The 13,722-nt window shown below is 65.4% G+C and carries 13 protein-coding genes; 6 read left to right on the top strand and 7 right to left on the bottom strand.

Annotation, left to right across the window (positions count from 1 at the left end; genetic code table 11):
• Positions 1-49: 49 nt before the first annotated feature.
• Together EL288_RS19375 and EL288_RS19365 are read right to left on the bottom strand one after the other, a co-directional pair.
• Positions 50-1,000, bottom strand: coding sequence for a tripartite tricarboxylate transporter substrate binding protein (locus tag EL288_RS19375; protein WP_003808634.1), 951 nt, complete (start codon positions 998-1,000; stop codon positions 50-52).
• Positions 1,001-1,605: 605 nt separating this feature from the next.
• A complete protein-coding gene (locus EL288_RS19365; protein WP_309545047.1) occupies positions 1,606-2,580 on the bottom strand; it encodes a LysR family transcriptional regulator in 975 nt (324 codons plus the stop codon).
• An 86-nt stretch (positions 2,581-2,666) separates the two neighbouring features.
• Between EL288_RS19365 and EL288_RS19360 the strand changes: the two genes are divergently transcribed.
• Positions 2,667-4,412 carry an FAD-dependent oxidoreductase gene (locus tag EL288_RS19360; RefSeq protein WP_003808638.1) on the top strand — a complete coding sequence of 582 codons (1,746 nt, stop codon included), beginning with the start codon at positions 2,667-2,669 and terminating at the stop codon, positions 4,410-4,412.
• Between the two features lie 146 nt (positions 4,413-4,558).
• Positions 4,559-5,488, top strand: coding sequence for a Bug family tripartite tricarboxylate transporter substrate binding protein (locus tag EL288_RS19355; RefSeq protein ID WP_225665669.1), 930 nt, complete (start codon positions 4,559-4,561; stop codon positions 5,486-5,488).
• 36 nt (positions 5,489-5,524) lie between these two features.
• On the opposite strand, the gene EL288_RS19350 is transcribed toward EL288_RS19355, so the two are convergent.
• The 4 genes from EL288_RS19350 to EL288_RS19335 form a co-directional block, all read right to left on the bottom strand.
• On the bottom strand, positions 5,525-6,277 hold the full coding sequence (locus EL288_RS19350; RefSeq protein WP_003808642.1) for an IclR family transcriptional regulator: 753 nt from the start codon (positions 6,275-6,277) through the stop codon (positions 5,525-5,527).
• 114 nt (positions 6,278-6,391) lie between these two features.
• A complete protein-coding gene (locus tag EL288_RS19345; RefSeq protein ID WP_003808644.1) occupies positions 6,392-6,775 on the bottom strand; it encodes a carboxymuconolactone decarboxylase family protein in 384 nt (127 codons plus the stop codon).
• Between the two features lie 15 nt (positions 6,776-6,790).
• Entirely contained in the window at positions 6,791-7,699 is a 909-nt protein-coding gene (locus tag EL288_RS19340; protein ID WP_225665673.1) for an NAD(P)-dependent oxidoreductase, read from the bottom strand.
• Between the two features lie 253 nt (positions 7,700-7,952).
• Positions 7,953-8,639: a hydrolase gene (locus EL288_RS19335; protein WP_010926001.1), complete on the bottom strand. Its 687-nt coding sequence runs from the start codon at positions 8,637-8,639 to the stop codon at positions 7,953-7,955.
• A gap of 544 nt (positions 8,640-9,183) precedes the next feature.
• On the opposite strand from EL288_RS19335, the gene EL288_RS19330 reads away from it, so the two are divergent.
• Genes EL288_RS19330 through EL288_RS19315 form a run of 4 tightly spaced genes read left to right on the top strand, consistent with a single transcriptional unit; the run spans position 9,184 to position 13,209 of the window.
• Positions 9,184-10,815, top strand: a complete 1,632-nt coding sequence (locus tag EL288_RS19330) for an L-lactate permease (RefSeq protein WP_003808649.1) — start codon at positions 9,184-9,186, stop codon at positions 10,813-10,815.
• Positions 10,816-10,826: 11 nt separating this feature from the next.
• Complete coding sequence (locus EL288_RS19325; protein ID WP_010927725.1) at positions 10,827-11,024, top strand: hypothetical protein; 198 nt, start codon at positions 10,827-10,829, stop codon at positions 11,022-11,024.
• A 43-nt stretch (positions 11,025-11,067) separates the two neighbouring features.
• Positions 11,068-12,729 carry a gamma-glutamyltransferase gene (gene ggt, locus EL288_RS19320; RefSeq protein ID WP_003808651.1) on the top strand — a complete coding sequence of 554 codons (1,662 nt, stop codon included), beginning with the start codon at positions 11,068-11,070 and terminating at the stop codon, positions 12,727-12,729.
• 18 nt (positions 12,730-12,747) lie between these two features.
• Positions 12,748-13,209, top strand: a complete 462-nt coding sequence (locus EL288_RS19315; protein WP_003808652.1) for a universal stress protein — start codon at positions 12,748-12,750, stop codon at positions 13,207-13,209.
• A 17-nt stretch (positions 13,210-13,226) separates the two neighbouring features.
• On the opposite strand, the gene EL288_RS19310 is transcribed toward EL288_RS19315, so the two are convergent.
• A complete protein-coding gene (locus EL288_RS19310; protein ID WP_225665679.1) occupies positions 13,227-13,715 on the bottom strand; it encodes a GNAT family N-acetyltransferase in 489 nt (162 codons plus the stop codon).
• Positions 13,716-13,722: the final 7 nt, after the last annotated feature.

Here is a 13,722-nt window from a genome sequence, read left to right as displayed (position 1 = left end):
GGCAGGAATCTCTTGGTGTCTTGCTGCATGCATGCCGTGCCCAGGGACCCTATTGCTGCCTGGCGCCCAATTCATCGACCGTCGCCATCCATTTGGCTTCTTCCGCCGCCAGGAACTGGCTCAGTTCTTCGGGCGAGGAGCCCCGCTGTTCCACGCCTTGCGCCGTCAGCTTGGCTATGAGGTCGGGATTCTGCAGCGCGGCCCTGGTGCTTTCGTTCAAGCGCTTGACGATGTCTGGCGGAACGTTTGCCGGGGCCAGCAGTGCGTACCACACCGTGCTGGTGAAGCCGGGCAGGCCCGCCTCGATGGCGGTGGGCAGGTCGGGCAGCAGTGCGCTGCGTTTCGCGCTGGTGACGGCCAGGGCCCGGATCTTCTGCGACTGTATCTGCGGCACCATGGGGCCGATGCCGCTCATCATGAACTGCACATCGCCGCTCATCAGCGCAACCGCCGCGGGCGCCGCGCCCTTGTATGGAATCCGCTGCAAATTCAAGCCGGCGGATTTCAGCATGAGCGCGGTCTGCAGATAGGTGATGCTGGCCGTGGTCGCGTAGTTGAGCTGGCCGTCGCGCGCCTTGGCGTAGTCGATGAATTCCTTCAGCGTCCTGGCCGGCAGGTCGGTTGGAATGGCGACGACGTTGGGCACTTCGCCGATCGTCGAAATGGGCGTGAAGTCGTCGCGAACCTTGAATTTCGCGTCCTTGAACAGGCTGGGATTGATGGCGTGCGCGGAAGAGGCCAGATAAATGGTGTAGCCGTCGGGCTTTGCGTTCCGGACGGCCTGGGAGGCCAGCAGGCTGTCGGCGCCGGGGCGGTTTTCGACCACTATCGGCACCCCCAGCTCGGCGGCAAGCTGCTGGGCGAAGGCGCGCGCCATGACATCGGTGGGGCCGCCGGCTGCAAACCCGGCTATCAGGGTGACCGGCTTGGATGGGTAATCGGACGCCATGGACAGCATGGGCATCAGTGCGGCCAGGCCGGCAAGCATTAATTTGATCATTTTGTCTCCCTTAATAAGTTATTTGAATCTGCATAATCAATAATCAGAATGAATGCTGCATGAATATCGGTGCCGCCCGGCGCCGTGTTTATGAACGGCATGGTATGAATACTCATTCAATATTGGGCGGATAAAGGGCCAGCCCCGATGGCGGCCGCCGGACCGCCGGGATGTGTTCAGTGCGGGAAGATGCGTGTTATTGCCGGGCGCCGATTCCGCGTGCGGCATGCGGCATTTCGGAGCCGGTCGCCGAGGGCGCGCCGGGCCACGGCGTGCTGTCGCCCACGCTGCTTGCCGCCAGGGCGCGCGCCTTGCCGGAGTCCACAAGAGGGCCCGCATGGCCCGCGGTTGCGGCTGTGCCGCGCAGCGGCGTCGGCGCGGCAACCGTCGCGGCAAGCCCGGCGGCAATTCCCCTTGTCATTTTGTCTCCTTCATTATTGAAGTGAATCGACCTGATTGCGAATCTGAATAATGCGAAGCACGCGCTTCACAATATGCATATAGGCAAGGAAGGCGGCCACTTCAAACTGCAGATCAATATGAATGAATGTCCATTTAATCTACAGAACTTGCAAGCACAAGTCAACGCGCCGTGGCTGGGAATTTTATTTTTCCGCGGGTTTTGCGGTAGACGGTATTAATCGTTCCGCAACAGGCAATACCGTGGCCAGGCCGCGCGACAGGATCTGGATCAGAGGGTCCGTTTCGGCGCTGCGCGCGTAGGCGAAATGCATGGTGGTGCGGTGCACGCTGATCGGAACGATGAAAAACGCGCCGCGCGCCTGCTCGGCCTCGGCGAATTCGCGGCGGGTGAACCCCAGCCCGACTCCCTGCGACACCATGGCGCGCAGCAATCGTTCGGTGTTGACTTCAAGCGCGGGACGAATGGTGATGTTGTGGGACCGAAACAGTTGAGCAGTGATCTCGGAGTGCGCGCTGCCCGTCGTGGTCATGACCCACGGCAGCTTGGCGAGTTCCGGCCAGGTTGCCGTGGCGACACGTTCGCGCCAGCTTTGGGGGGCCACCACCACCAGTTCGCGCTGTCCGATTTCGTACTCGCGCAGGTTGGCTTCATTGGTGCATGAAACGTAAAAGCCCGCGTTGATTTCCCCGGTGAGGATTCCCTGGCGGACCGAGGACGAGTTGCGGGATTCGATGCTGAGTTCGATCAGCGGGTAGTGTTCATGAAACCACTTGACCAGCGATGGCAGGGCCGCGTGCACCGAGGGGTCTTCGATGGTGCCGATTGCAATCCTGCCCGAAGCGCTGCCGCGCAGTTCGCTGGCAGTGCTGAGCAGTTCCAGCGACGAGGCAAGCAGCCGCGCGGCCTGTTCCGATAGCTGCAACCCCGCCGCGGTGGGAACAACCCCTCGCGGCGTGCGCGTGAACAGCGGAAGGCCGAACTGCTGTTCAAGTGAGCGCAGGTGGTGGCTGGCCGCCGGCTGGCTGATGCGCAGGCGTTCGGCGGCGCGTGTCAGATGACCTTCCTGCACCACAGCGACCAGCGTTCTCAGGTGCGTGAGGTTCAGCACGCCGGACGCGCGAGATTCGGCGGGAGAATCGTGGTCATTCGAGTTCACTATTGGACGCCCCTCATCTTGGTGAATAGTATTCGGCATCACTCTAGCAGAGGCAAGGACGGGCGGACCAGGTGGAAACCACAGCAATGAAAGACGTTACCCCGGCGCGTGCCGACTACCCATGGGATGGTGAGCGGGACGTCATCGTCATCGGCAGTGGATGCGCCGGTCTGAGCGCGGCGCTGCTGGCCGCAAAGAAATCGTTGGACGTGGTGCTGTGCGAGAAATCATCGCAAGTCGGCGGCACCACCGCCAGCGCAGGCGGCGTGATGTGGATTCCGAACTCCCGCGAGGCTCGCGCCGCCGGGGTCGATGATTCATCGGAGCAGGTGCGCGTGTATCTGCGCGCGCTGATGGGAGCGTATTACCGCGCAGACCTGGTCGATCCGTACTTGAAGTCGGCCCCGCTTGCCGCCCAGGCGATTCAGGAGGATACCCAGGTACGGCTGAAGCTGATGCCGGCCATGTCGGATTACCATGCGTCGCTGCCCGGTGGAAAGGCGGGAGGGCGTTCGCTCGAGCCCGAACGCTTCGATGGCCGGCGGCTTGGCGCCGACTTCGAGCTCGTGCGCGCCCCGATCAAGCGCCTGATGCTGCTGGGCGGCCTGTACATCGACAAGCGCCGCATCGACGAGTTTCTCAATCCATTTGGCTCGTTCAGGAATTTCATTGGCGTCATAAGAACGCTGGCTCGCTATGCGATCGATCGCACCAGGTTTTCCCGGGGCACCGATATCGGGGCCGGCAACGCGTTCGTTGCGAGTGCGCTGCTCAGCTTGCGTGAGCGTGGCGTGCCGATATGGCTCAATTCCCCCATGGTGTCGCTGGTGCGCAACCCGCAAGGCGGCGTCGCCGGCGTGGCAATATGCCGCGACGGCAAGTTGCAGCGGATACGGGCGCGCAAGGGCGTCATCCTGGCCGCCGGCGGTTTTCCACGCAATGCGGCCCTGCTTGAAGAGCTGGCGGGCGGTTTTCCGCACGACCAGAGCGTGGGATATGAAGGCAATGTCGGCGATACGCTGCAGGCCGCCCGCCAGGCCGGCGCGGCCATCGACGCCGACCTGGCGTCGCCGTGCTGGTGGACGCCCACGTCCAGGAACAAGGAGGCCGACGGCAGTATGTCGACGGTGCTGTACGGGTATCTCGACCGCAGTCGTCCGGGCATGATCGCCGTGAACGCGGCAGGCAAGCGGTTCGTCAACGATTCGGACTCGTACCACGACATTGTGTACGCGATGTTCAAGGACGGTGTCACGCCGGACAGCCGCTTTTATCTGATTTGCGACCGCCGGTTCGTATGGAAACGGGGCCTTGGCAACTTGATCAAGCCGTATTGCCTGTCTCTGGGACGTTACGTGCGTAGTGGCTACATTAGCACCGGGCGCAGCATACGCGAACTCGCGGCCGCGATCGGGATCGATCCCGATGCGCTGGAAGTAACGGTCACGCGGCACAACGGCTTCTGTGAAACCGGCGTAGACCTGGATTTCGGCAAGGGGGGCAATCCGTACAACCGGATGTTCGGCGATCCGCGGGTCAAGCCGAATCCCAATCTGCTGGCGATCCGCCATGCTCCTTTCTTTGCCCTGCGTATCTACCCGGGCACACTGGGCACGATACTGGGGCTGAAGGCGACGGCCGATGCGCAGGTGGTGGGTCAGGACGGCGAGGCGATTCCGGGCTTGTACGCATGCGGAAACGATATGTCGTCGGTGTTTCGCGGGTTTTATCCGGGGGCAGGCGCCACGCTGGGTCCGGGCCTGGTATTCGCGTATCGCGCCATCGAGCACCTGGCGCGGTCCTCAGGCGGATCGGCCGCGCAATCCGCTTGACAGCACGAGATGGTCTCATTTAAAACTATTCACATGCATAAAATAAAATTCACACATGTGAATAAATAGCGGGCCCGGCATCGGGACCTGCCCACCACCAGGAGACCATCGTGAGCTTCTTTGGCCGTCTAGGCATGGCGTGCGCCATGCTGACACTCGCTGTGCCTTTGGCTGTACGTAGCGCATATCCGGAAAAGCAGGTTCGCATCATCGTGCCCTTTGCCTCGGGCAGCCTGACCGACGTGGTGTTCCGCAGCCTGGCCATGGAGCTGGAGCGCGAGCTCGGCCAGCCGGTCATCATCGACAACAAGCCGGGCGCCAGCGGCATCATCGGAACCCGCGCCGCGCTGAGCGCCGCGCCGGACGGCTATACCCTGGTGTCCGTAGGCGTGACGAACGGCGCCAGCAACAAGTCGCTGTTCAAGGACCTGCCGTATGACCCGAGCAAGGACTTCACGCCCATAGGCAAGGTGGCCGATTCGCCGTTCGTGCTGGTGGTCAGGGCCGACTCGCCGATCAACTCGCTGGCGGACCTGTACAAGCAGGCCCGCGCCGAGCCGGACTCGGTGCGCTACGGCTATGCCTCCGGCAGCGCGCAGGTGTCGGGCGCCATGCTGGCCAACGCGGCAGACGCGCGGTTCGCGTTGATTCCGTACAAGAGCTCGCAGCAGATCCTCACCGATATCGTCGGGCAGGTGGTGGACGTCACCCTGAGCGACTTCGCCGGCGGCATGGCGCTGGTGCGCGGCGACAAGCTCAAGGCGCTGGGCGTGACCTCGCGCACTCGCTTTCCCCTGGCGCCGGAACTTCCCACTTTGATAGAAGGCGGCGCCCAGGACTACGAGATCACGGTCTGGTTCGGGCTGGTGGGGCCGGCGCAGCTGCCGCAAGACGTGCAGCGGCGCCTGTCCGATGCCCTGGTCAATGCGCTCAAGCGTCCGCAATTGATCGAGCGCTTCACCACCCAGGGGCTGACGGCCACGCCGAGCTCATCGCAGGAGTTCAAGACGTTCCTGGACAAGGAAATCCTGGTCTGGGGGCAGATGATCAAATCGGCCGGCCTGACGCCGCAGTAGCGGCGGGGCGGCGGCGGATCCGCAGGGCGCGGTCCGCTACTGCCCTTCGTGCACGGCGATGGCCTGGCGCAGCCGGGCGCCTGTTTGCAGCAAGGTTTCGACGTGCGCGTCCCAGTTGCGCTCCATGCGCTCGTACGGGCCGACGATGGAAACCGCATACCACTCCGAGGCCAGCTGGAACGGCAGGGCGACGGCCGCCAGGTCTTCCACGCTCTCGCCCACGTTGCTGGACCAGCCGCGCGCCTTGGTTTGCGCCATGTCACGCAGGAAGGCCTCGCGCGTGGCGATGGTGCGCGAGGTGAGGGCGCGCCAGTTCGCCTTGGCCAGCAGCGCTTTCTGTTCCTTCTCGTCGAGCATGGGGAAGATCGCCTTGCCGATGGAGTTGGTGTGCGCGGCGCGGCTTTCGCCGACCTGGACGTGATAGCGGATGGGTTGATGCGACAGCGCCACGTCCAGGTAGATGACCTGCCCGTCCTGGCGCTTGCCCAGTACGGCTGTTTCCTGGCTGATGTTGCGCAGTTCCTCCAGGAACGGGCGCACGAGTTCGAGCACCTGATCGGCCGCGTCGATGGACTGGCAGACGAGCAGCATCTTGCGCGTGGGGAAGTAGCCGCCGCGCTTGCGGGTCTCGTAGAGATAGCCCTTGGCCACCAGGGTGCGAACCAGCGCCAGCGTGCTGGACATCGGCACGTCGAGCGCGCGCGCCATGTCGGTCAGCGACAGTGGCTTGCCTTCCTTCGAGAACAGTTCGAACACATCCAGTGTGCGGACAACCAGCTTGACTTCCATGGCAGACCATTCGTAGCAAAAACCCGCTGCCGCCGAGCGGATCGGCGGACAGTTCGAAGGTGCGTCAGTTTACCCGAAGCCCCGCGCCGCTGCGGCCGCCGCCGTCCGCGCCGCTCAGTCGATCAGCTTGCGTTCGCGCAGCACGCCTTCGGCGGTGCGCGTGCCTTCCACGCCCGCGGGAATACCGCAATAGATGGCGACCTGCATCATGACGGCACGGATTTCCTCCACATTGCAGCCATTGTTGACGGCGCCGCCCACGTGGGTCTTGAGTTCCTGCACGCGCCCCATGCACGCCAGCAAGGCGATGACCAGCATGCTGCGTTGCTTGGGCGTGAGGGTTTCGTCGCCCCATACCTCGCCGAAGCAATATTCGTCCGTCAGGCGCCGCAGGCTCCCGTTGAAGCTGTTGGTGCTGTCGACCCGTTGCGCGTAGTACGCGTCGCCGAGCGTCTGCTTGAGGATGTCGCGTCCGACTTCAAGGCGTGTCTTGGCCATGTGGCGCTCCGTGCGTCAGTGTTGGGGTTGCGGTTCGCTGCCGAACTGGGTGCCAGCCCAGGCTTCGTAGCGCTTGATGACGTTGCCGTAGTCGACCGGGCCGTCTCCCTGCGAGATGGCGAACTGCAGCATCTGCCGCGCGGCGTCGCTGACCCACATGGGCACGCCTTGCCGTGCGGCTTCGTCCAGGCACAGCTTGACGTCCTTGTGCAGCAGCGTGGTGGTGAAGCGCAAGGGGAAATTCCGGTCCACGACGCATTGCGGAATCTTCACTTCGGTGGAGAAGTTGCGCCCGCTGGAGACATTGATGATGTCGAGCATGACGCGCGCGTCGATGCCGGCGCGGCTGCCCAGCACCAGGCCCTCGAAGCTGGCCAGCGTCGCCGCGGCGCAGATGGTGTTGTTGATCACCTTCATCAATTGGCCCTGGCCGGGTTCCTCGCCCAGGTAGAAGAGGTTGCGGCCGATGACCCGCAGGATGCCGGATACCGTTTCGTATGCCTGCGGCGCGCCGGAAACCATGATGCTCAGGCTGCCGTCGGCCGCGCCGGAGGTGCCCCCGCTGACCGGCGCGTCCACTAGCTGGATCGCGCGCCCGGCCAGGCGCTCGGCGGCCCGCTTGGAGACTTCCGGGCCTGTCGTCGAGGTGTCGACGATGAACTTGACGGCCTTGCCATGGATCAGCCCCTGGGCCCCGGTCAGCACCTCTTCCACCACGGCCGGCGTCGGCAGGCTGACCACGACGGTCGAGACCTGGTCGGCCATGGCCTGGGGGCTGTCCGCCCAGCTTGCGCCGATCGCCTCGAAGGCCGCGCGCCGGGATGCGTCCACGTCGAATACCGCCGGCGCGTAGCCCGCCTCGCACAGGCGGCGTGCCATGTGCGCGCCCATGTTGCCCAGTCCGATAAAGCCGATCTTGTCCACCTTGCGCCCCTCCCTCGATAAGTGTTGGGTAATCGCCAAGTCCCGGGCCCGGCTGTTGGGGCGGAACGGGTTTTCCGGCATGTGAAGGCGTCGACGCGGACCCTGTTGCTGGCCGTCCGGGCCAACCGTCCCGCCGGGCAGGCGCCTGTTGCGCAGCGCGGCCGCCCGGCGGGATGAGTGATTCTACGTATTTCCTGTATGAGAATCAATATTCACTAGTATGAATTTATCGGCCGGCACGGCGCGAGCCTCCTCAGCGTTGGGAATCCAGCTGTTCCTTGTTGGTCACGACGGCCTGCGCCTTCAGGTAGCTCTCGATGAGCAACTGGTAGTCCGGGAATACCGCGCTATAGGCTTCGGCCCATTTTTCGGCGTCCGGACGGTTCCAGGTGCGCTGGATTTCGGAGCATACCGCCGCGGTGTCCATCGGCACGACGCCTGCCTGCACGACCCGGGCCAGGGTGATTTCCTGCGCCATCTTGGAGTAGGTTCCCGAGGCGTCCACCACGGCGAATACCTGATAGCCCTCGGCGACGGCGGCGATGCAGGGAAACGCCATGCACACGCTGGTGATGGTGCCGGCGATGATCAGCTGTTTCTTGCCCGTTGCCTTGACGGCTGCCACGAACTCCGGGTTGTCCCAGGCGTTGATTTCCCCTTTGCGGGCGACGTATCTGGCGTGGGGCGCCGATTCGTGGATCTCCGGGATCAGCGGGCCGTTGGGGCCCTGCGGCACCGAGGCGGTGGTGATGACCGGCATCTTCGCCAGGGTGGCGATCCTGGCCAGCGTGGTGGCGTTGGACCGCAGGGTGGGCATGGGCATGTCATGCACGGTCTGGAACAGCCCGCTCTGGTGGTCGATCAACAGCATGACGGCGTTGTCAGGGTCGATCCTTGGCACCTGCCCGTTGAAATTCGCTATTTGCGCAAAGACGCTCATCGAAATTCTCCTTGAGGTTGTCGTAGCGGCAGCCGTCGCTACGCTGCGTTCGCCGCGTCGGGCAAGGGTGGCCGCGACGCCGCGAGCAAACAGCTTATCGCCGCGCCAGGCGCGCCAATAGTCTGGAAAACGCGCCGCAGAGTCCTGCATCGGGAACGACGGCAGCATTGCCAGGCGCCGTGCCACATGCGCGATAGACGCGCTGCATGAATCGCCATGGGCCCATTGGATCGCCGACGGAGTTGACTTGCATCAAGGCAGGCTATGGCCAAGCCACGCTAGGATGTCTGCATCAATCTCAAGAGCGCTTGCGTGCTTTCGAGAGCCCCCGCCACGGCAATGGTTTGCCGCGCTGTACCCGCACCGGCGGGCACGACAGTCCGGGCAATGACCCGCCCATCGCTGTCGCGCCACGCCGCTCCAGTCCGGACCGAACGCGTCCGCGGCTGGCGGCATGTGTCCCGTAGACCAGCAAGGCAAGCCCCGATGGCGTGGGGCCGATCCGCCATTCATTTCTCGACCGCATGAAGGAGAGCTTCCGCCCATGGATTCCACCCCTGGTTTGATGCATTGGTTGCTTGCGGCGTTGCCGATCGTCGCGCTGATTGTCCTGATGGTGGCCATGCGCTGGACCGCGCAACAGGCCGGCACGACCGGGATCTTCATCGCATCGGCCGTCGCGGTCCTGGCGTTCGCGACGCCGCTGGATACGCTGGCGGTGGCTTCGGCCAAGGGCGTCTGGGACGCGCTGTTCATCCTGTATGTCATCTGGCCGGCCCTGTTGCTCTACCACGTGATGAGCCATTCGGGCGGATACGACGCCCTGCGGCGCGGCATCGAGCTGATGTCCCGCAACGAACTGTTCGTCATCGTGGCGCTGGGCTGGGTGTTCGCGTCCTTCCTGCAGGGCATAGACGGCTTCGGCACGCCCATCGCCGTGGTCGCGCCCCTGCTGGTCGCATTCGGCATGCGTCCGGTCTACGCCGTGGCGATACCGATCATTGCCCATATCTGGGCCAAGTTCTACGGCACGCTCGGCGTGGGTTGGCTGGCCACCTTGCAGGTCGTCGATATCGACGCGGCGACCACGGCGTCGACGGCCCTGCAGGCGGCGCTGCTCATCAGCATCCAGGCTGTCCTGGGCGGGTTCACCATCGTGTGGCTCTATGGGCGCTGGGCGGCGATCCGGTCCGGGTGGCCGCTGGTGCTGGTCATCGCCGCCATCCAGGGCCTGGGGCAGGTGGCGGCCGTTTATGTCGATCCGGTGCTGGCGGCGTTCCTGCCGGCCACGGCGGCCCTGGTGGCGCTGATTCCGCTGTCGCGCTGGTCGCGCTACCGCGAGCCGGACGCTTCCATCGTGGAGCGTCCCGCCATGCTCGACCATGCCTCCAGGAAGCGGGTCGACGCCGAGCCGCCGATGGGGCTGTGGACCGCGCTCGCGCCGTATGGGCTGCTGACCGTGCTGGCCCTGTGCGTGTCGATGATCGATCCGCTGCACAGCCGCCTGGATGCCGTGGCCTGGGGGCTGGCGTTTCCGGAGGTCGCGACCGGCCTGGGGATGACCACCGCCGCCGCCGCGCAGTATTCCGCCTTGCGTCCGTTCAGCCATCCGGGCGCCTACATCCTGCTGACCGCTCTCCTGACCTTCGTGGTTTTCCATCGGCGCGGCTATTTCCGCAAGTGGGCCGAGCAGCATGGCGAGCCGCCGGCGCGCATCGTGCCCGAGCTGCTGCAGGGCGCGGTGCCCGCCTCGATCCCCATCATTGCGTTTCTGGTGATGGCTTCGATCATGAAGCACTCGGGCCAGAACCTGACGCTGGCCATGGGCATCGCCGCGGTGGCGCCCGCCTACGTGTTCGCGTTCCTGTCCAACGCCATCGGCATCCTGGGCGCCTTCATGACATCGAGCAGCACGTCTTCGCAGGTCATTTTCTCCGATGTGCAGATGCGGCTGGCGCAAGCCAAGGGCCTGCCTGTTTCCACCATCCTGGCGGCCCAGAGCGCGGGCGGGGCGATCGGCAATGCCATCGCGCCGGCCAACGTGGTGATGGGCGCGAGCACGGCGGGGATCGCCGGGCAGGAAGGCGAGATCCTGCGCAAGACGCTGCCGTGGACCGTGCTGGCCTTCGTCCTGACCGGCGTCGCCACCGTGCTGCTTGCCTTGTTCATGCAATGACGGAGCCAACCATGATCAAACGTTTTCTGCAGAATCGTATGTCTTATCTGGGCCTGTCGTTCGTGCTGTTCATCGCGGCGCTGCCGCTGATCAGCATCGGCGCGGCCGGTCCGTCGCGGGGGCTGTTCTGGCTCGGGTTCGTATCGATGGGGGTGGCGGCCGCCATCCCTCCGGTGCAGCGGCTGCTGTATCCGCCGAAAGCATCCTGAGCGGACGGCCGGGTCTTCGCTTGCTATCCAAAGGAGTGTTCTCATGATTCATGCCAATGGGCCGCGCACAGGGCGTCCGCCCGCGCTGGGCCGCAGAGGAATGGTCAGTTCCCCCCATTACCTGGCCAGCGGTTCGGGCCTCGAGGTCCTGCGCCGCGGGGGCAGCGCGGTCGACGCCGCCATCGCCACCAACGCGACGCTTTGCGTGGTGTACCCGCATATGGCCGGATTGGGCGGCGACGCATTCTGGCTGATCGCCGCAGGCGCCGCGCAGGGCGTGCAGGCGCTGCAGGCGTGCGGGCCGGCGGGCGCGCTGGCCGATATGGATTTCTATCGCGGCAAGGGCCATGCCGAGGCGATTCCCGCCCGTGGCGCGCTCGCCGCGCTGACCGTGCCGGGCGCGGTGGACGGTTGGCGGCTGGCCCACGAGCGCTACGGCAAGCTGCCGTGGGAAAGCCTGTTCGCCGACGCGATCGAGTACGCGCGGCACGGCGCGCCCGTCAGCCGGTCCCTGGCGGACTGGCTGGCCGCGGACGCCGCTATCCTGGCCGCCGACCCGGGCATGGCGGGCATCTACCTGCCCGAAGGAAAGCCGCAGCGCGAGGGCAGCTATCTGGTCCAGGCCGATCTCGCCCGCACGCTGGAAACCCTGGCCCGGCTCGGGCCGCGCGAGGGGTTCTACGAAGGCGAGGTCGCGCGCGAGATCTGCCGCTATCTGGAAGCGGCCGGAGGGCCGCTGCGCGCCGCGGATTTCGAGCGCTATCGCGCCGAGTGGGTGCAACCCATTTCGGGGACCTATCGCGGCTACGAGGTGTTCCAGATGCCGCCTCCGACGCAGGGGTTCGCGGCGCTGCAGATCCTGAAGCTGCTCGAGCAATGCGACGTCGCGGCCTGGGGCGCCGAGAGCGCGGAGTACTACCACCACGTGGTGGAGGCCATCAAGATCGCGTTCGCCGACCGCGACGAATGGCTGTCCGACCCGGCCTACGTCGACATGCCGCTGGCCACGCTGCTCTCCAGCGAGTACTGCAGGCAGCGGCACGCCCTGATCCGCAGCGAGTCCGCGCTGGCGCTCGACCGGATCGAGGCGGGCATCAAGTTCGGCGGCGCCGCGTCGCGCAAGAGCCCGGACGGTGATACGGTGTACTTCTGCGTGGCCGACGCCGACGGCCTGGTCGTGTCGACCATCCAGTCGATCTACCATGACTTCGGCGCTGCCGTGGTGGGCGGCAATACGGGCGTGATCATGCAGAACCGGGGCTCGTTCTTTTCCCTGGACGCCGATCATCCCAATTGCCTGCAGCCCGGCAAGCACACCTTCCATACGCTCGTGCCGGCCATGCTGATGAAGGACGGGCAGCCCGTGCTTGCCTACGGGACGATGGGCGGCGAAGGCCAGCCGCAGACGCAGGCTGCCTTGCTCACCCGCATGGTGGATTTCGGTTATGACGTGCAGCAGGCGATCGAGGCGCCGCGCTGGCTGATGGGCCGCACCTGGGGCATGAGCTCGCGCGACCTCTGGCTGGAGGCCCGCATCGCCGATGAAACATTGCGGGAACTGCGCTTGCGGGGGCATCCGGTGAAAACCGTGCCGAACTGGGACGGGACCCTCGGCCACGCCCAGGCGATCCGGATCGATCCCGTGACGCGCGCATTCGAGGGCGGCGCGGATCCCCGCGGGGATGGCGCGGCGCTGGGCTTTTGACGACAGGAGTACACAAATATGTTCAAGAAGATTCTGATTCCTACCGATGGGTCGTCGCCGGCGACACAGGCCGCCCACGCGGGCATCGATTTTGCAAAATCCATCGGCGCCGAAGTCGTGGTCGTGAGCGTGGCCCAGCCGTTCGCGGCGGCCTTCGCCTACGACGGGCTGGGCTCCGGCTATGCGTTCAGCGAGGAAGACATCGACAAGTCCATGCTGGAGCAGGCCGAGGCGTACGTGCAGCCGATCGCCGAGCGCGCCCGGGAGGCCGGCCTGCGGGTGGATGGCCGCGCGGTTTCGCATATCAACGTGGCCCAGGGCATCGTGCAGGCCGCCACCGATTCGGGCTGCGACCTGATCTTCATCGGCAGCCATGGCCGCAGCGGCCTGTCGCGCCTGTTGCTGGGCAGCGTAACGGCGAAAGTGCTGCCCCTGGCCTCGATGGCGGTCCTGGTGCACCGCGCCAAGGAAGAACAGTAGCGGGTCCGTCCGCCAGGCTAGAGCGCCAGGGCCCAGAACTCCTGGTCGAATGTCTGGCCGTAGGCGTGTTGGCCCGGCGCCACCATGGTCGCGCGAAACCCCAGGCGGTGATAAAGCGCCCTGGCGTCGACCAGGCAGCTGTAGGTTTCGAGCTGCACCTCTCTGGACCCATGCGCGCGCGCATGGGCCAGGGCCGTTTCCATCATGGCGCGGCCGGCGCCCCTGCCCCGGTAGCGGGGCAGGACCAGCACGAAGTTGAGGAAGGCGATGCCGCCGGGCCGGTCCGAGACGGCGATCGAGGCCGCGCGCTCGTCTTCCACCCAGCCTACCCAGATGCGGTCAAGGGCGCCCGGGCGCCGCCGCAGGGCGGCCATCTTCGCGGCGATGCCGTCGCGAAACCGCCGGTCGAAGCCGAACTCGGCCGCGTAAACCTGCGCGTGCGCGGCAACGATCCATTCGAGGTCGTCCTGTCGGGCGGTTCGTATCGCCAATTCGCTGGCCGTCACGGGTGAT

Source organism: Bordetella bronchiseptica (assembly GCF_900636925.1).
Lineage (GTDB): Bacteria > Pseudomonadota > Gammaproteobacteria > Burkholderiales > Burkholderiaceae_B > Bordetella > Bordetella pertussis.
The sequence above is the reverse complement of the archived record's forward strand: the minus strand, read 5'-3'. Positions and strand labels throughout refer to the sequence as shown.